The organism is Salipiger sp. CCB-MM3, assembly GCF_001687105.1.
Classification (GTDB): Bacteria; Pseudomonadota; Alphaproteobacteria; order Rhodobacterales; family Rhodobacteraceae; genus Salipiger.
The window spans coordinates 1,388,920-1,406,386 of record NZ_CP014595.1 but is presented as its reverse complement, the minus strand read 5'-3'; the positions used below and the strand labels follow the sequence as shown (position 1 = coordinate 1,406,386).

The window sequence follows — 17,467 nt, the reverse complement described above, 5'->3', positions numbered from 1 at the left end:
CGTCGCACCGTAGGTGCGCAAATTGCAGTGTCACGCGCCTTTGGCGCGCGGGGCGGGCTGGCGCTTCTTCATCGTCAAGCAACGCTCGCATGTCGTCCGGATCTGGCTGACATAAAGCGCGCAGCTCCGGCCTTGCAGCGCCACCCCACGGGCAGGCGCTCGCCCGGCTGCGGTGGGACAAAAAAAGGGGCGGGAAAACTCCCGCCCCTTTCAGAACCTTGATCCCGCTGGCTTACGCCTGCAGCGACTTCACGACCAGCTCGCCTTCTTCGCGGGCCTTCATCGCCAGTGCAGCGGCGTGGGCGCCTGCGGCGGTGGTGTAGTAGGGGATCTTGTCATAGAGCGCGACCGAGCGGATTTCGCGCGAGTCCGAGATCGACGCCGCGCCTTCGGTGGTGTTGAGCACCAGCTGCACGCCGCCATCCTTCAGCAGATCGACCACATTCGGACGGCCCTCGTAGACCTTCTTGACCACCTCGCAGGTGATGCCCGCGTCCTTGAGGAAGCTGGCGGTGCCGACGGTGGCGAGGATCTTGAAGCCGAGGCCGGCAAGCGTCTGCGCGGTCTCGATCATCTGCGGGGTCTTGTCCTCGTCGCGGATCGAGATGAATACCGCGCCTCCGGTCGGCAGATGCGTGCCTGCGCCCATCTGTGCCTTGAGGAAGGCGCGCGGGAACGAGCGGTCCCAGCCCATGACTTCGCCGGTCGAGCGCATTTCCGGCCCGAGGATCGTGTCGACGCCGGGGAAGCGGGCGAAGGGCAGCACCGCTTCCTTCACCGAGAACCACGGCATGTTCGGGTCGGCCAGCGTCATCGGATCGGCCAGCGGCAGCGCCGTGTCGTAATCGGCATCTGCCGGATAGGCTTCGCGCAGCGGGAAGGCCGAGAGCTTCTCGCCCGCCATGATGCGCGCGGCGATCGAGGCGATGGCGCTATCGGTTGCCTTGGCGACGAAGGGCACGGTCCGCGAGGCGCGCGGGTTCACCTCGATGAGGTAAATCTCGCCGCCCTTGATGGCGAACTGCACGTTCATCAGGCCCACGACGTTGAGCGCCTTGGCCAGTGCCTCGGTCTGACGCTTGATCTCGTCGATGGTCTCGGCCGAGAGCGAGAAGGGCGGCAGCGAGCAGGCGCTGTCGCCCGAGTGCACGCCAGCCTCTTCGATGTGCTGCATGATGCCCGCCACATGCACGCCCTCGCCGTCGCAGAGCGCGTCGACATCAAGCTCGATGGCGCCCGAGAGGTAGCTGTCGAGCAGCACCGGGCTGTCGCCGGAAACCACCACGGCCTCGGCGATGTAGCGCTCGAGGTGTGCCATGTCGCGGACGATTTCCATCGCGCGGCCACCCAGCACGTAGGAGGGGCGGATCACCAGCGGGAAGCCGATCTCATCGGCGATGGCCAGCGCCTGTGCGTCGGTCGAGGCGATGCCGTTGCGCGGCTGCTTGAGGCCAAGCTGATTGACCAGAGCCTGGAAGCGCTCGCGGTCTTCGGCGAGGTCGATGGCGTCGGGCGTGGTGCCGAGGATCGGGATGCCCTCTGCCTCGAGCGCATTGGCCAGCTTCAGCGGGGTCTGGCCGCCGAACTGCACGATGACGCCATGCAGCGTGCCATTGTCCTGCTCGACGCGAAGGATTTCCATCACGTGCTCGAAGGTCAGCGGCTCGAAATACAGGCGGTCCGAGGTGTCGTAGTCGGTCGACACGGTCTCGGGGTTGCAGTTGACCATGATGGTCTCATAGCCCGCGTCGGTCAGCGCAAAGCAGGCGTGGCAGCAGCAGTAGTCGAACTCGATGCCTTGGCCGATGCGGTTGGGACCGCCGCCGAGGATCACAACCTTCTTGCGGTCCGAGGGGCGCGCCTCGCATTCCACCTCGCCCATCATGGGCATCTCGTAGGTCGAATACATATAGGGCGTCTGCGCCTCGAACTCGGCGGCGCAGGTGTCGATGCGCTTGAAGCTGGCGACGACGCCAAGCTCGGTGCGGCGCTTGCGCACATCCTTCTCGGCAAAGCCGGTGAGCGCGGCGAGACGGGCATCGGTGAAGCCCATGATCTTCAGCGCGCGCAGGCCCTCGGCATCGGTCGGCAGACCGTTCTGACGCACCTGCTCTTCGGCCTCGACGATCTCGCGGATACGGGCGAGGAACCACGGGTCGAACATGGTCACGCCGTGGATCTCGTCATCCGACAGGCCGTGCCGCATCGCCTGCGCGATGGTGCGCATGCGGTCGGGGGTCTGCTGGCTGATCGCCTTGATCACTGCCGATTTCTCGGGGGCGCCGGGGATGTCCACCTCGTCAAAGCCCGACAGGCCCGATTCCATCGAGGTCAGCGCCTTTTGCAGCGATTCGTGGATGGTCCGGCCGATCGCCATCGCCTCGCCCACCGATTTCATCGCGGTGGTGAGATAGGGTTCGGATCCGGGGAACTTCTCGAAGGCGAATTTCGGGATCTTGGTGACAACATAGTCGATGGTCGGCTCGAAGGAGGCCGGAGTCACCTTGGTGATGTCGTTGTCCAGCTCGTCCAGCGTATAGCCCACGGCCAGCTTCGCCGCGATCTTGGCGATCGGGAAGCCGGTGGCCTTGGACGCCAGAGCCGAGGAGCGCGACACGCGCGGGTTCATCTCGATCACGACCATGCGGCCATTCTCGGGGTTCACCGCCCACTGCACGTTTGAGCCGCCGGTCTCGACGCCGATCTCGCGCAGCACGGCGATCGAGCCGTTGCGCATGATCTGATATTCCTTGTCGGTCAGCGTCAGCGCCGGGGCCACGGTGATCGAATCGCCGGTGTGCACGCCCATGGGATCGACGTTCTCGATGGCGCAGACGATGATCGCGTTGTCCGCCTTGTCGCGGACGACCTCCATCTCAAACTCTTTCCAGCCCAGCAGCGACTCGTCGACGAGGATTTGGTTCACCGGCGAGGCATCCATGCCCGAGCGGCAGTAATGCATGTAGTCTTCGCGGTTGTACGCAACGCCGCCGCCGGTGCCGCCGAGGGTGAAGGCGGGGCGGATGATCGCGGGCAGGCCGACGGTTTCAAGCGCCTCGAGCGCGATCTGCACGCCAGCGTCGAGATCGGCCTTGCCGTCGGGCTTGGTGGGGGCGGTGACGATGGTCGCCGCCGGGTTTTCAAGGCCGATGCGGTCCATCGCTTCGCGGAACAGCGCGCGGTCTTCGGCCATCTCGATGGCTTCGCGCTTGGCGCCGATCATTTCGACGCCGAATTTTTCCAGAACGCCCATTTCCTCGAGCTTGAGCGAGGTGTTGAGGCCGGTCTGACCGCCCATGGTGGGCAGCAGCGCGTCGGGGCGCTCTTTTTCGATGATCTTGGCGACGACCTCGGGGGTGATCGGCTCGATGTAGGTGGCATCGGCGAGCCCGGGGTCGGTCATGATCGTAGCCGGGTTCGAGTTCACCAGAATGACCCGGTAACCCTCTTCGCGCAGCGCTTTACAGGCCTGAGCGCCGGAGTAGTCGAATTCGCAGGCTTGCCCGATGATGATGGGCCCCGCTCCGATGATCATGATGGATTTGATATCGGTTCTTTTAGGCATGGGGGCACCTTTATGTCATGTCGATCACGGTCGGGCAGGGGGCAGCACGCGACGGAGTCGCCGCTCCCCGCAAATTGTCGTGCGTTATAGACAGAAGCTTTGCCCACGCAACCCCAGATCCGCCTTGTTTTCCTCCTCAGAGCAAAACTCGGTGACAGCCGCGCGACATCGCAGGTGTCGCGGCGTCATGTCGCCAGCTTTTCAGGGGCGGGGTCTGATGTGCGGAATCAGCGAAACATCCCGCCCGGTTAGGCAAGATGCTCCCAAGGCCGAAGACGGCGCGGAGTCACTGCGCGGCGTGCAGAAGTTCCTGCGCGTCGTGGCCGTAAAGATAGTCGCGCGTCGTCGGCACGGCATACTGCTTGTGCGCGATCTGCAGGTGGAAGACGCCCTGCCGGGTCTCCTCGAAGGCCGCCTCGCAGACCGCAAGGTAAAAGCGCCACATGCGGATGAAGCGCTCGTCATAGCCCATCTCGCGCACCTTCGGCAGCGCCGCTTCGAAACGCCGCCGCCAGTGGTTGAGCGTCGGGCCATAGTGGCCGCGCAGCACCTCGACATCAGCCGCCCACAGACCGGATTTCTCGATCGAGGCAGAGACCTCCGACAGGCTGGGGATATAGCCGCCCGGGAAAATATACTTGTCGATCCAAGGGGAGGTGGGCACCGGCGGCGCAGTGTGGCCGATGGAGTGGATCAGCGCCACGCCATCGGGCTTCAGCACGTCCTGCACCTTCGCGAAATAGTCCTGCAGATGCGGGAAGCCCACGTGCTCCAGCATGCCGACCGAGACCACGCGGTCGAATTTGTCCTCGATCTTGCGGTAATCGAGCAGACGGAACTCGGTCTTATCGGCCAGTCCCGCCGCTTCGGCGCGTTGCTTGGCGGTGGCCAATTGGTTCTCTGACAGGGTGACTCCGGTGACATGCACGCCGTAGTCGCGGGCCAGCGTCAGCGCCATGCCGCCCCAGCCGCAGCCGATATCCAGCACCTTCATGCCCGGCTTGAGCAGCAGCTTATGGGCGATGTGGTCTTTCTTGGCGCGCTGCGCGTCCTCAAGGCTCATCTCCGGGTCGCGGAAATAGGCGCAGGAATACTGCATGTCCTCGTCGAGAAAGAGCCGGTAGAGGTCATCCGAGATATCGTAATGGTGCTGAACGTTCGATTGCGAACGCAGCGGGTTGTTCCGCTGTTCGAGCCCGCGCAGCCCCACACGCATCCTGTCCATCGCAACGAACCACGAGGGCATCTGCCCGGATTGCTGATTGCGGATCAGCAGCGCGAGGAAATCGTAGAGCTTATGCGGCGGGCAGTCGATGCGGCCATCCATATAGCCCTCGCCAAGCGCCATCACCGGATGCTGGCACAGATCCTTGATGATCGACGTGTCGGTGATCGTGACCTCGGCTTCGGGGCCGCCCCCCGGTCCGAACTCATGCAGCGCTCCGTCGGGGGCCGTGATCTTCAGCCGACCCTCAACGATCAGCCGTTTCAACATTCTTTCGAGTATGGATACCCACATAATCAGACCCCCTTAACTCGGATTTGTTTGAAAACGGTTGAAAACGTTTGGAATCGAAAAAAGGTTCCCAGACGTTACAACACGAACGAAATATGGCAAATCCAAGTGGCGTCCCTTGACTTCCCCACGCTCTAGCGGTGTATCGGCGCCTAACTTTCCAGCAGTTTCCGAAGGGCAAGACCCATGCATGCCTATCGCAGCCATACCTGCGCAGATCTGACCAACGCCAACGTCGGCGAAACCGTCCGCCTCTCCGGTTGGGTGAACCGCATTCGCGATCACGGCGGCATCCTGTTCATCGACCTGCGCGATACCTACGGGATCACGCAGGTTCTCTGTGACCCCGACAGCGCCGCCTTCGCGGATGTCGAGAAGGTCCGCGCCGAATATTGCATCCGCATCGACGGCGAGGTGAAAGCCCGCGATCCCGAGCTGGTGAACCCCAAGCTGCCCACCGGCGAGATCGAGGTGTTCATCCGCGAGATCGAAGTGCTGGGCGCCTCGAACGAACTGCCGCTGATGGTGTTCGGCGAGCAGGAGTACCCGGAAGAGACCCGCCTGCGCTATCGCTACCTCGACCTGCGCCGCGAGAGCATGCAGCGCAACATGACCCTGCGCTCGGATGTGGTCGCCTCGATCCGCCGCCGGATGTGGGACAAGAACTTCCGCGAGTTCCAGACGCCGATCATCACCGCGTCCTCGCCCGAAGGCGCGCGCGACTTCCTCGTGCCGTCGCGTCTGCACCCGGGCAAGTTCTACGCGCTGCCGCAGGCACCGCAGCAGTTCAAGCAGCTGATCATGGTGTCGGGCTACGACAAATACTTCCAGATCGCGCCCTGCTTCCGCGATGAGGACCCGCGCGCCGACCGCTCGCCCACCGACTTCTACCAGCTCGACATGGAGATGAGCTTTGTCACCCAGCAGGACGTGTTCGACACGATCTCGCCGGTGATCGCGGGCATCTTCGAAGAGTTCGGCGGTGGCCGGAACGTTGATGCGCCCTCCGAATGGCCGCAGATCTCCTATCGGGACGCGGCGCTGTGGTACGGCACCGACAAGCCCGACCTGCGCAATCCGATCAAGATGCAGGACTGCTCCGAGCACTTCCGCGGCTCGGGCTTCGCGATCTTCGCCAAACTGCTCGAGCAGGAAGGCACCGAGGTCCGCGCCATCCCCGCGCCCACCGGCGGCTCGCGCAAGTTCTGCGACCGGATGAACGCCTTTGCCCAGAAAGAGGGTCTGCCCGGCATGGGCTACATCTTCTGGCGCGATCAGGGCGAAGGCATCGAAGCTGCAGGCCCGCTCGCCAAGAACATCGGCCCCGAGCGCACCGAGGCGATCCGGCAGCAGCTTGGTCTGGATGTGGGCGACGCGGCCTTCTTCCTCGGCGGCAAGCCCTCGAGCTTCGAGCGTGTGGCGGGCAAGGCGCGCGACGTGATCGGTGCCGAGCTGAAGCTGACCGACGAGAACCGTTTCGCCTTTGCTTGGATCGTCGACTTCCCGATCTACGAGAAGGACGAGGAGAGCGGCGAGATCGACTTCGAGCACAACCCGTTCTCGATGCCGCAGGGCGGGATGGACGCGCTCAACGGCGATCCGCTCGACGTGCGCGGCTTCCAGTACGACCTTGCGTGCAACGGCTACGAGCTGGTCTCGGGCGCGATCCGGAACCACAAGCCCGACGTCATGCTGAAGGCTTTTGAGATCGCTGGTTACGGCGAGGAAGAAGTGAAGAGCCGCTTCGGCGCGCTCTATCAGGCCTTCCACTACGGCGCTCCGCCGCACGGTGGCTGCGCTGCGGGTATCGACCGGATCGTAATGCTGCTGGCGGATGAACAGAACATCCGCGAGGTCATCATGTTCCCGATGAACCAGCGCGCCGAAGACCTGATGATGCAGGCCCCCTCCGAGCCCAGCTCGGACCAGCTGATGGAACTGTCGCTGCGGGTCATCCCGCAGGAGTGATCCAGATGCTCGAGACGCTCAGATCCCGCGGCTTCGATGTCGAAGTGCGCAACCATGCCGCGGCGATTCTGAGCGTCGACTTCCCCGAAGAAACCGCCGAACTGGTCGAGACGCTTTCGGAGTTCAGTATCGAACTTTCCGAGCTGATCGCCGGTGGCGGCGGCGAGTCGGGGCAGACCCAGCGCTTGCGGCGCGCGCTCAGCGCCCGTGGCTGGGAGAAGCACAACTTCCTTGTGCAGACCATCGTCGACGGTGTGGAGCGCGATTCGATCTCGCATGAGATCGACCACGTGCGCCGCGCCGGGGCTGGGCGGCTGGCGCTCGAGATCGAGTGGAACAACAAGGACCCTTTCTTCGACCGCGATCTCGAGAATTTCCAGCGTCTGCACGCGCAGTCGGCGATCTCGCTGGGGATCGTGGTGACGCGTGGCTCGACGCTGCAGGACCGCATGCTGCCGCGCATCCGCAGCTGGCTGGAAGCGAACGGGTTGCAGTCGGAAGAAGACCTGCAGCGGCTCGGCATCGGCGATCGCACCGCCAAGCAGCGCGCTGCGGTCGAGGCGCAGGTGGCCAAGGGCATGACGTTCCCCGAAGCCTTTGCGCGCAAGTTCGTCGCCGACAAATTCGGCACCGCCACCACCCATTGGTCAAAGCTCGAAGAACGCGTGCGCCGCGGCGTCGGCAATCCCTGCCCGCTGGTGCTGATCGGTCTGCCGGACGCGATCCTTCAGGGCTAGGGGCCGGATTTTTCTGGGATCGAAGTGCTGATCCGCCCGGAACAAGGCCGAAGGCCGCCGGGCGAGCGCTGGCCCGTCCCCACGGGCTGGCGCTTTGTCATTTCAGCACGGCGTTCGGGGGTCGCGCGGATTTGGCTGGCATAAAGCGCAGACCACAGCCGTCGCAGCGCCACCCCACGGGCCAGCGCTCGCCCGGCTCGCGTCGCGCCGCGGATTACTCCGCCGCGACGCCCGAGTTGTAGGAATAGGTCTTCCACGTCGGCTTATAGTCGGCGTCGGCCTGATTGCCCCAGACCGTCCAACCCTCACGCACACCGCGGCCGAACATCTCCAGATACGGGCCTTTCGAGCAGCTCTCGATGACTTCGTACTGCTCGTCCGGCTTGCGCGAATGCTCGCGCTTGCGGGTCTGGATCATGTTGACCTGACGGCGGCCCGGCGCTTCGGTCCGCGCGTTCTTGCCGCGGGTGCCGAAGAGCAACAGCTCGGTCACATTGCGGAAGTAGAAGCCCACGCCGCGCCCGTCAGAGCCGCCATCCTTGCGGATTTTGTGCCAGACGATGTTCGACTTATACTCGAAGCCCCAGGAACTCAGCACCTGCAGGCCTTCGGGCAGCAGCGCGTTGGGCACCCAAAGATAGCAATGCGCCATATCCTGCAGGTGGTCGGCCACCGGCAGTGCGCAGATATCCTCGAGCGTCATCGTGGGGTAGCGCGCAAGGCGCTTGTGTTCGGGGGCGACTTTTCCGGTGCGATTGGTGAAACGCCACGGCGGATCCGCCATGACGGTCCCAAACCGATCATCCCCCAGAAACTCGGACAAATGTTGCGCTGCGCTTTGTGTCATTACCGAAATATAGCCTTCCAGACGCCCCCTTGTCACGCGGCTTTCGTGGCTTGCATGGCGCATTTGCGCGTTGTGCGGCATTGCGAACAAAAATGGAACAGCTTGAATGCAGATCGTACACGAAAAAGGGGCGCGACGCCGCAGCGTCACACCCCCGAATGGCGCCTCAAAGACTTGCGTTCAGTCTTCGAGGTGATCGGCCTTCTTCTTCTCGATGAGGCCAAGTTCCTTTTCCTTGCTGAGCTGACCCCATCGAGTGGTCCGGGTTAAATGCTAATGCATGGTCGGCCTTCGATCTATGGGGATGAAAGTCTCCGGTGCCGGTGTCCGATATCCAAGAGCGCTATGCGGCCGAGCGGTGTTGTAGTGCTTTCGCCATTGTTCGATGAGGATTTGCGCCTCCCTCAACGAGTAGAAGACCTCGCCATTGAGGAGTTCGTCCCTGAACCTGCTGTTGAAGCTCTCGCAATAACCGTTCTCCCAGGGTGACCCCGGCTCGATGTACGCGGTCTTCGCCCCCACCAACTCGATCCAGTCGCGCACCTTCTGCGCGATGAACTCCGGGCCGTTGTCGGACCGGATGAACCGCGGCGGGCCGCGCTGGATGAAGAGATCGGTCAGGGCGTCCAGGACATCGGTGGAGTTCAGTCGCCTGTCGACACGGATCATTAACGCCTCCCGCGTATATTCATCGAGGATGTTGAGCGTCCGGTAGGTCCGGCCGTCACTGGTCCGGTCCTGCACGAAGTCGTAGGACCAGACGTGGTTGGGGTGCTCGGGCTTCAGCCGCACGCAAGAGCCATCGTCCAGCCAGAGCCTGCCGCGCTTCTTCTGCTTGTGTGGGACCTTGAGCCCTTCGCGCCGCCAAATGCGCGCCACCCGCTTGTGGTTCACCTGCCAGCCGGCACGCCGCAGCAGCACGGCGACCCGGCGGTAGCCGTAGCGGCCATACTCCCGGGCCAGATCGATGACGTCGGCGGTCAGCCGCGCCTCGTCTTCCCGGCCCTGTGGTGGCTTGCGCTGCGTGGAGCGGTGTTGGCCGAGCACCCGGCAGGCCCGGCGTTCGGAGATGCCGAGTGTCTGGCGCACATGCTCCACGCATTCGCGGCGGCGCGAAGGGCTTAGAAGTTTCCCTGGGCAGCCTCGGTCAGGATCAGCTTCTCGAGCGTCAGGTCAGATACCGCCCGCCGCAGCCTCAGGTTCTCCTTCTCGAGTTCCTTCAGCCGCGACAACTGTGCCCGGTTCATCCCACCATACTGCTTCCGCCACCGGTAAAAGGTATGCTGCGATATCCCGATCTGCCGCACCGCATCGGCCATCGACAGGCCCTGGCCATGCAACACCTCGACCTGACGCAGCTTGGTGACAATGTCTTCCGGCTTCTCACGCTTTCCAGCCATTCCGTAGTCCTCCTGTTCGCCGAAATCCTATCGGATTTCAGGCTTCGTGGGTGGACCACTTCAAAGGGGCTGGCTCAGTCACACCCCCGAATGGCGCCTCAAAGACTTGCGTTCAGTCTTCGAGGTGATCGGCCTTCTTCTTCTCGATGAGGCCAAGTTCCTTTTCCTTGCGGGTGAGGAACCGCTTGCCGTAGGCGTCGTTCTCTTCCTCACCGACGACCTTGCGGGCGCGGGTGAAAACCTCGTCCTCTTCCTCTTCCATGTGATGCTCGTAATCATGTTTGAGCGTGCGGAAACGGGTGAGCCAGCCCGAAGAGGACATATCCATCTCGTTCAGCTCTTCGAGGATTTCATCCATCTCGGCATGCTCATGCACTGAGTGGCGGGCGGCGTCCTGACCCCAGGTCTCTTTCATCAGAGCCGAGTAGAACTCTTCCTCTTCGGCGGCGGAATGGGATTTGATCTCGCGGTAGAACTCTCCCCAAGCTTCGCGCCGCTCGGGACTGTCGCCCTCGGTCTTGTCGATGCGGTCCAGCAGAGTGCGATGGTGTTCATGGTCCTTGGTGATGGCGTCGTAGATCGAGGTCATGGGGCTCTCCGCGTGCAGGTGGCTGAGTGACTAGCTCCGTGGCTAGGTGTTCGGCCCAGCAACGCGGAAAGAGGGGCGGGGGTTCCCCGCGATCACCTCAGATCGCCATGCGCCTGTCGAGCCGTTCGCGCAGGACCTGCGCCAAATGGGCCAATGCGCTCTCCACCGGGCGCTCTTCTGAGCGGGCCTCGGCAAGATGCGCCGCGGCACTCTCGAGCGCGGCATCCCCCGCGCTGCGTGCCAAACCGCCAAGGAATTGCGCCAGATAATCGGCAAGCTGCGGCGCTGGCATCCCGTCGAGCAGGCTTGCCGCATGGGCGATATCGTCTTGATACGCGAGAGGATCAGGGCGGATCGGATCATCGGGCACCAGCCTGATGCCGCCGGGTCGGCGACCGGGCGGCAGCGCCGCGATGATGGCGTTCTGGAAGTGCAGCAGGCTGTGCAGGGGTTTGTCGAGGAACCCGTCCGCGCCCGCAGCCTCGACCAAGGGTTCGGCGAAAGGATCGCCACTGGTGCCCAGCAGGACCGGCAGGCGCGGGCTCTGTTCGGCGAGGTCTTTGATAAGCTCGGCGCCCGACCCGTCCGGCAGGCCAAGATCGACCACGGCGATGGTCGGCCTGTAGAGAGACAGGTGCCGGCGCGCGGCCTGCAGGCAATCGGCGCGGCGGATGCGGGCCCCGCTGCGCAGCGCCATCAGGCGCAATGCGTCGCAGGCATAGCGGCTGTCTTCCACCGCCAGCAGCGTCATCCCCAGCAACGGTCGGGTCGCGGTGGGGCGGGGAGGTTGTGGCGGGAGGCGGTCACTGTCACTCATGGCTGGCACTCATGGCTGGCACTCATGGTTGTCGCTCATAGTCACTGTCCCTCTAGGTCACGCTCGCTGCTGGCACTATCGCAGATACTCACTGGTGGTCTTGGCCATCCTGACGCGCCGTAGCTAATGGGCGGTTAATGGACGCACCCGCTTGCGGCAGGGGGCTCGGGCGCGCGATAACCGGGCGACGCGAGGATTCGAGGGAGAGTGTCATGATCGGTCGTCTCAACCATGTCGCCATTGCCGTGCCCGATCTGGAGGCGGCTTCGGCGATGTACCGCGACACGCTGGGTGCAAAGGTCGGCGCGCCGCAGGATGAGCCGGACCACGGCGTGACGGTGGTGTTCATCGAACTGCCCAACACCAAGATCGAATTGCTCTATCCGCTGGGAGACGAGTCGCCGATCAAGGGGTTCCTCGACAAGAACCCCTCGGGCGGCATTCACCATGTCTGCTACGAGGTGGATAACATCCTTGCAGCCCGCGATCATCTGAAGGCGCAGGGCGCGCGGGTGCTGGGCAATGGCGAGCCGAAGATCGGTGCGCATGGCAAGCCGGTGCTGTTCCTGCACCCCAAGGATTTTCAGGGCACGCTGGTCGAGCTGGAACAGGTCTGAGGGCGCATCATGGCGATCACATCGGGCATCGTTCTTTTCGCAGTCATCTGGTTTATGACCTTCCTGTGCGTGATTCCCCTGCGGCTGAAGACCCAAGGCGACGTCGGCGAGGTGGTGCCGGGCACCCACGCGGGCAGCCCGGAGGTGCACAACCTCAAGCGCAAGGCATGGATCACCACGGGGATCTCTGCCGTGCTATGGGCGATCTTCGCCTCGATCATTCTCAGCGGGATGATCAGCGTGCGCGACATCGACAGCTGGATGTTCAACCGCATGGGGCCGCCGGTGACGGCTGGCGACTGAGCCGCCAGCCCCTCAGCCCTCAGCCTACCGGCCGTTCGCCGTGGATCCGGTGATAGATGTGGGTGAATGTCGCCGCCCCGAGGATCGGGATCAGCAGGTTCACCAGCGGCACCGAAAGCGGCAGCGCCATCAGCACGCCCGCGACCCAGATCGTCGGCAGATGGCGGCGGCGCAGCACGGCGGCCTGTTCGCGCCCGACCCGGCGCATGGCGGCCAGCGTGAAATATTCCCGCCCCAGCAAAAAGCCGTTCAGCCCCCAGAAGATGAAGGGCGCGAAGGGCGCAAACAGCACGTAGAGCACCAGCGCCACGAGGTTGGCGGCGATCATCACACCGAGAAAGCTCAGCGTGTCGCGCAGCGCTTCGCCCCAGCTCACTTCCATGGCGGGGCCGAGCGCGGGGTAATGCCGGTCTTCGACCGCCTGCGCCACGTCGTCGAGAAAGAATGAGGTGATGGCCGAGGCCACCGGCACCATCAGCACCACCGACAGCAGCAGCATCAGCGGCACCGCGCCCCAGCTGATCGCGGTGTCGACCCATGTCACATCGCCGATCCACGGCAGGGTAACGGTGTCGCCCACCAGCCAGCCCACGGCGGTGACGAAGACGAAATAGATCAGCACGAAGAGCCCGACCGTCAGGCCGAGCCCTTTGATCAGCACCGAGCGGAAGCGCGCGTCGCCGATCTGTCCTATGGCGGCGAGGAAAGACGCCGGGATCATGCGTCCATCCATGTGGTGATCGCGTCTAGGTCGGGGCGCGGGCGCTCCGGCGGGGCCGAGGTTTCGGTGCCGATATGGATGAAGCCTGCGACGCTTTCGTTTGCGGCGAGCCCCAGCGTTTCCTCAATGAACCCGCGGTCATGCGAGGCCCAGCCGGTCAGCCAGTTGGCCCCCCAGCCCGAGGCCAGCGCGGCATTGAGCAGCGCGAGGCAGACGGCACCGGCGGAATAGGTCTGTTCGAGCGGCGGGATCTTCGGGCTTTCTTTCTGCACCTCGATCACCGCCACGCAGAGCGGGCTGTCGGCGAAGGCGGCGCGTGCCTTTGCGGCCTGATCCGGGTCCACGCCGAGCGCCTCTGCGCGCGGGCCGACGGCAGCTGCCAGCCGGTCGAGCGCACCGCGCTCCAGCACGATGAAGCGCCACGGCTCCAGCTTGCCGTGATCCGGCGTGCGCGCGGCGGCGGTGAGCAGCGGCAGCAGCGCCTCGCGGTCGGGTGCGGGGCCGGTCAGGGTCTTGGCCGGGCGCGAGCGCCGGCTGAGCAGGAAGTCCATGGCCTGCGGATTGGGGGTGGGCATCGCCGTCTCCTCGTTCAGTCGCCTCCTATGTCTGCCTTTGGCGGCGCGGTTTCAACCGGTTGCGATGCGCGCCGAGCCCGGGTGTGGCGCGGGATGCGCCCGGCGCGATGACTTGATAGGAAGAGCGGAAAAGCTGCGAGGAGCCCCCGTCATGGCCAAACCCGACCTCACCCATCTCGCCGCGCCCGGGGCGGTGCTGGAGGTCCGCGTGACCCCAAAGGCCTCGCGCAACGAGGTCCGCGAGGAGGATGGGCAGATCCGCGTCTATGTCACCACCGTGCCGGAGAACGGCAAGGCGAATGACGCTGTGGTCAAGCTGCTGTCAAAGGCGCTGGGGGTGCCAAAATCCCGGCTGACGCTGATCCGCGGCGCGACGTCGCGCGACAAGGCCTTCCGGGTCGAGGGCTGATCACTCGTCGGTGTCGCTGCCCTGCCTTGTATAGACGCCCTCGGGAAGGCTGATCGCGGCGGCGAGGTCGCGCATCTGCGTCATCGAAAGGGTGATTTTATTCACCTTGTCGGTGCGCGGGTCATATTGCTCGACCGTGACGCATTCCTCAAAGCTCGAGACGACCACGTCTTCCTGAAGATGCGGTTCGCCCTCGTCCACGAGGGTCACAACGGTGGCGTCGAATTCGTGCTCGATACTGAACATGGTCTCAGCCTAGACGCGTAATGCATCGGCAGACAATCCGGAATTTTGGTCGCGTCACGGAAACTTGCGTAAGCGAGGCTGGGCAGGCCTTTGAGCGGTGCAAAGCCCAGCCTGCATGGAGCCGGCGGCATTGGGGCGATACGTTTAAGGCACAATGCTGCCATCTGTTGACGGCTGCACTGGCGCGCCCCGCCGGTGGCCCCTATCGTGACCTTATGTCCAGACCCGGAGCGAGCCGCCACATGCGCCGAATTCTGCCCCTTCTGTTTGTCCTGATCTCTGCCTGTACGGCGGTGCCGATCTCGTCGGTGCCCGGGGGCGGCGATCCGCTTGCCGGGACCGGATCGCGCGCGGCGCAGCAATTCGTCGACGTGGTGGACCGCGTCGAGCCGGTGGCCGAGCAGCAGTGCCGGTCGATCTCTTACAAAGGGTCGAACTGCGACTTCCTGATCGTGGTCGACGACCGCCCGGACGAAGAACCCAACGCCTTTCAGACCCGCGACAGTCAGGGCCGCCCGGTGCTGGCATTCAACCTCGCGCTGATCCGCGAGGCGCAGAATGCTGACGAGCTGGCCTTCGTCATGGGGCATGAGGCGTCGCATCATATTCTTGGCCATCTCGACCGGGTGCAGGAAGATGCCGCCATCGGTGCGATCATCTTCTCGGGCATCGCCGCGATGACCGGTGCCGACGAGGCTTCGGTGCGCAGCGCCGAAGAGTTCGGCGCCTCTGTCGGTGCGCGCACGTTCACCAAGAACTATGAGCTGGAAGCGGACGAGTTGGGCACGGTGATCACCATGCGCGCGGGCTTCGATCCGATCCGCGGTGCCCGGTTCTTCGAGCGTCTGCCCGATCCCGGCAACCGCTTCCTCGGCACCCATCCGCCGAATTCCGCGCGAATCGACGCCGTGCGCCGCACTGTCGCGGCGGTTCAGGCCGGCGGCGGGGTCTGACGTTGATGTGCATCAAGGGCGGCAGCGGCAGCCTTTGATAGGATCACCCCGAGGAAACGGCCATCAGGGCCGAACAACGGGGAGATATGCCATGCCCGGAGCAAGGGATTTCAAACGCCACGCCGCGCTGGTCGACCATATGGCAAGCGCTGTGGGGGTCGATCTTGAAGAGCAGATGATGCGCGGCAAGCTCAGCTTCAGCGCGCTGGAGGATGCGGTGTTTGCCTGCACCGGCTGCACCCATCCCGATACCTGCGAACATTGGATCGCGGCGCAGAAGGGCAAGGCCGAGGCCACGCCCTCTTATTGCCGCAACGCCGATCTCTTCCAGCAGCTTGCAGGGAGGTAAGGCGATGATCTCTGCCTGCATGAAACGCGGTCCGCGCCCGATGCCGCTGGGTGATGAGCGCGCGCATTTCTGGCGCGTGCAGCGGATGGCCCGCGCCACCGGCGTTGATCTGGTGGCGGCGCAGGATCATGGGCTGCTGCCGCAGAGCGACTGGGCCGCGATGGTCGGGCGTTGCCGGGGCTGCCTCTGGGCCGAGGGCTGTGACCGCTGGCTTGGTCATCTCGAACCGATGGAGGCCGGATCCGAGGGCGATGCGCCGCGGGCCTGCCCCGAGGACTGCGTGAACAGCCGCACTTTCGCGGCGTTGCAGGGTGAACTCGTCCAAGAGGTGTGAGCGATGCTTGGAGACACGGCGCGGCATTTCTGGATGACCCGCAGCGTGGCACGGGTCATGGGCGTCAACCTCAGCGTGGCGCTGCGCGAGGGACGTCTGAGGGCCGAGGATTACGAGGTTATGGTGGCCGCCTGCCGCGGCTGCGCGCTGGTCGAGCAATGCGAGAAGTGGCTGGCCGTCCAGCATAATGTTGCAAAGGCGCCGCCGCCGGGCTGCCGCATCGCAGGACCGCTGTCGCGGCTGAGGCGCCTTCACTGAGCTAGGTGCACTTTTTTGAGAGGGGAGTGCATCCGACTGCGGCCCGTTTCCTGGCAAGCGGGCCGCTTTTTTCTGGCCGGGGGATGCGTGGGCTTATCTTAGCGCGAAAACTCTGCCCAAAAACTGCCCACCGCCGACCTGCTACGCGCCACCGCTGCCGCTCACAGCGCGTTCACTTTGACTTGCGCCCGCTCCGCCCGGTAGCTAGTGCCGTCGAAAATTTCTGGAGAACACCCGTATGGTCACGACCCGCTTTGCCGGCGCCGCGCTCGCGCTCGCCCTTTCGCTTGTTTCCGGTGCCGCCTCGGCGCAGGAATTCGTGGCCAAGATCGGCCATCTCGAGAGCACGGCGCAGAGCCGTCACGTGCACCTCGAGAAGGTGGCGGAGCTGGTCAAAGAGCGGACCGGTGGCGCGGTCGAACTGCAGATCTTCCCGCAGGGCCAGTTGGGCAACCAGCGCCAGATGAACGAAGGCGTGCAGCTTGGCACCATCGAGGGCACCGTGGCCCCCGCCGCCTTCCTCGGCGGTTTCAACCCGGCGGTCTCGATCCTCGATATCCCCTATCTGCTGCCCGAGGATGCCGCCGAGGCGCAGGCCCTGCGCGACGGTCCCTTCGGTCAGGCGCTGCTGGAAACCTTCGCCGACAAGGGCATGGTGGCGCTGATGCTCTGGCCCAACGGCAAGAAGCAGTTCACCTCGAACAAGCCGCTCGACAACCTTGCCGATTTTGCCGACCAGAAGTTCCGCGTGATGGACAGCTCGATCCTCATCGAACAGTTCAACGCGCTTGGCGCTTCGGCCATCGCGCTGCCCTTCGGCGAGCTTTACACCTCGCTGCAGACCGGCGTCGTCGACGGCGAAGAGAACCCGCTCGACACCATCAAGAACATGAAGTTCTACGAAGTGCAGGAGAACCTCGTGGTGTCCGATCACGGCGCGATGGAAGATGTGGTGCTGTTCAATCCGATGTTCTGGGACAGCCTGCCGGTCGAGTATCAGGACGTGATCGAAGGTGCCTTTGCCGAGGTGATCCCCGAGCTGACCGCGCATAAGGCAGCGGCGGTTGCCGAGGCGCTCGAAGTGATCGAAGCGGCTGGCACCAATGTGCGCGTTGCAGCGCCCGAAGAGCGCGCCGAGCTGCGCGAGCTGACCTGGGGCCCGGCCTCCGAGGCCTATCTCGCCAAGGCCGGTGATGCCGGCGCGGCGCTGCTCGCGGCCTACGAGGAGGCGGCGGCCGAGTGAGCCCCCTGCGCCTCGGCGCA

Annotated in this window: 19 protein-coding genes; 10 read left to right on the top strand and 9 right to left on the bottom strand. The window is 64.4% G+C overall.

All coding sequences use genetic code 11. The features are described 5' to 3' along the window. Nucleotides 1–232 precede the first annotated feature (232 nt). On the bottom strand, nt 233–3,565 hold the full coding sequence (gene carB, locus AYJ57_RS06865) for a carbamoyl-phosphate synthase large subunit (protein WP_066103021.1): 3,333 nt from the start codon (nt 3,563–3,565) through the stop codon (nt 233–235). Between the two features lie 286 nt (nt 3,566–3,851). Then, nucleotides 3,852–5,084: an SAM-dependent methyltransferase gene (locus tag AYJ57_RS06860; RefSeq protein WP_066103018.1), complete on the bottom strand. Its 1,233-nt coding sequence runs from the start codon at nt 5,082–5,084 to the stop codon at nt 3,852–3,854. A gap of 183 nt (nt 5,085–5,267) precedes the next feature. On the opposite strand from AYJ57_RS06860, the gene aspS reads away from it, so the two are divergent. Together aspS and AYJ57_RS06850 are read left to right on the top strand one after the other, a co-directional pair. Further along, nucleotides 5,268–7,049 (top strand): aspartate--tRNA ligase, encoded by a 1,782-nt coding sequence (gene aspS / locus AYJ57_RS06855; RefSeq protein WP_066103014.1) that lies wholly within the window; start codon nt 5,268–5,270, stop codon nt 7,047–7,049. A 5-nt stretch (nt 7,050–7,054) separates the two neighbouring features. After that, nucleotides 7,055–7,786, top strand: a complete 732-nt coding sequence (locus tag AYJ57_RS06850; protein WP_066103011.1) for a BglII/BstYI family type II restriction endonuclease — start codon at nt 7,055–7,057, stop codon at nt 7,784–7,786. 214 nt (nt 7,787–8,000) lie between these two features. Here AYJ57_RS06850 and AYJ57_RS06845 read toward each other — a convergent pair whose 3' ends face one another. From AYJ57_RS06845 to AYJ57_RS06825, 4 genes are all read right to left on the bottom strand, one after another. Continuing rightward, a complete protein-coding gene (locus AYJ57_RS06845) occupies nt 8,001–8,633 on the bottom strand; it encodes an MT-A70 family methyltransferase (protein ID WP_066103008.1) in 633 nt (210 codons plus the stop codon). Nucleotides 8,634–8,906: 273 nt separating this feature from the next. Next, a protein-coding gene (locus tag AYJ57_RS06840; protein WP_157373999.1) for an IS3 family transposase occupies nt 8,907–10,033 on the bottom strand; the annotation gives its coding sequence in 2 pieces (ribosomal slippage) (nt 8,907–9,769 and nt 9,769–10,033; 1,128 coding nt in all). Between the two features lie 112 nt (nt 10,034–10,145). Beyond that, nucleotides 10,146–10,622 (bottom strand): hemerythrin domain-containing protein, encoded by a 477-nt coding sequence (locus tag AYJ57_RS06830; protein WP_066103005.1) that lies wholly within the window; start codon nt 10,620–10,622, stop codon nt 10,146–10,148. A 97-nt stretch (nt 10,623–10,719) separates the two neighbouring features. After that, a complete protein-coding gene (locus AYJ57_RS06825) occupies nt 10,720–11,439 on the bottom strand; it encodes a response regulator (protein ID WP_066103002.1) in 720 nt (239 codons plus the stop codon). A gap of 212 nt (nt 11,440–11,651) precedes the next feature. Here AYJ57_RS06825 and mce point away from each other — a divergent pair, with 212 nt between their 5' ends. Together mce and AYJ57_RS06815 are read left to right on the top strand one after the other, a co-directional pair. Then, nucleotides 11,652–12,056: a methylmalonyl-CoA epimerase gene (gene mce / locus AYJ57_RS06820; RefSeq protein ID WP_066102998.1), complete on the top strand. Its 405-nt coding sequence runs from the start codon at nt 11,652–11,654 to the stop codon at nt 12,054–12,056. A 9-nt stretch (nt 12,057–12,065) separates the two neighbouring features. Continuing rightward, nucleotides 12,066–12,359 (top strand): DUF1467 family protein, encoded by a 294-nt coding sequence (locus tag AYJ57_RS06815; protein WP_066102995.1) that lies wholly within the window; start codon nt 12,066–12,068, stop codon nt 12,357–12,359. 19 nt (nt 12,360–12,378) lie between these two features. On the opposite strand, the gene AYJ57_RS06810 is transcribed toward AYJ57_RS06815, so the two are convergent. Beyond that, nucleotides 12,379–13,080 carry an EI24 domain-containing protein gene (locus tag AYJ57_RS06810; RefSeq protein WP_066106803.1) on the bottom strand — a complete coding sequence of 234 codons (702 nt, stop codon included), beginning with the start codon at nt 13,078–13,080 and terminating at the stop codon, nt 12,379–12,381. Beyond that, a complete protein-coding gene (locus tag AYJ57_RS06805; protein WP_066102991.1) occupies nt 13,077–13,655 on the bottom strand; it encodes a nitroreductase family protein in 579 nt (192 codons plus the stop codon). The genes AYJ57_RS06810 and AYJ57_RS06805 overlap by 4 nt, the downstream gene beginning before the upstream one ends. 151 nt (nt 13,656–13,806) lie before the next feature. On the opposite strand from AYJ57_RS06805, the gene AYJ57_RS06800 reads away from it, so the two are divergent. Beyond that, nucleotides 13,807–14,064, top strand: a complete 258-nt coding sequence (locus AYJ57_RS06800; RefSeq protein WP_066102988.1) for a DUF167 domain-containing protein — start codon at nt 13,807–13,809, stop codon at nt 14,062–14,064. Here the strand turns inward: AYJ57_RS06800 and AYJ57_RS06795 are convergent, their stop codons facing one another. Beyond that, on the bottom strand, nt 14,065–14,310 hold the full coding sequence (locus AYJ57_RS06795) for a hypothetical protein (RefSeq protein ID WP_066102986.1): 246 nt from the start codon (nt 14,308–14,310) through the stop codon (nt 14,065–14,067). A gap of 242 nt (nt 14,311–14,552) precedes the next feature. On the opposite strand from AYJ57_RS06795, the gene AYJ57_RS06790 reads away from it, so the two are divergent. The 5 genes from AYJ57_RS06790 (at nt 14,553) to AYJ57_RS06770 (ending at nt 17,447) form a co-directional block, all read left to right on the top strand. After that, a complete protein-coding gene (locus AYJ57_RS06790) occupies nt 14,553–15,263 on the top strand; it encodes a M48 family metallopeptidase (protein WP_066102984.1) in 711 nt (236 codons plus the stop codon). Between the two features lie 91 nt (nt 15,264–15,354). Further along, nucleotides 15,355–15,612 (top strand): DUF6455 family protein, encoded by a 258-nt coding sequence (locus AYJ57_RS06785; RefSeq protein ID WP_066102981.1) that lies wholly within the window; start codon nt 15,355–15,357, stop codon nt 15,610–15,612. A 4-nt stretch (nt 15,613–15,616) separates the two neighbouring features. After that, nucleotides 15,617–15,946, top strand: a complete 330-nt coding sequence (locus AYJ57_RS26325) for a DUF6455 family protein (RefSeq protein ID WP_237220205.1) — start codon at nt 15,617–15,619, stop codon at nt 15,944–15,946. A gap of 3 nt (nt 15,947–15,949) precedes the next feature. After that, on the top strand, nt 15,950–16,204 hold the full coding sequence (locus tag AYJ57_RS06775; protein WP_066102979.1) for a DUF6455 family protein: 255 nt from the start codon (nt 15,950–15,952) through the stop codon (nt 16,202–16,204). Between the two features lie 238 nt (nt 16,205–16,442). Continuing rightward, nucleotides 16,443–17,447, top strand: coding sequence for a TRAP transporter substrate-binding protein (locus AYJ57_RS06770; protein ID WP_066102976.1), 1,005 nt, complete (start codon nt 16,443–16,445; stop codon nt 17,445–17,447). The last annotated feature ends 20 nt before the right edge of the window (nt 17,448–17,467 follow it).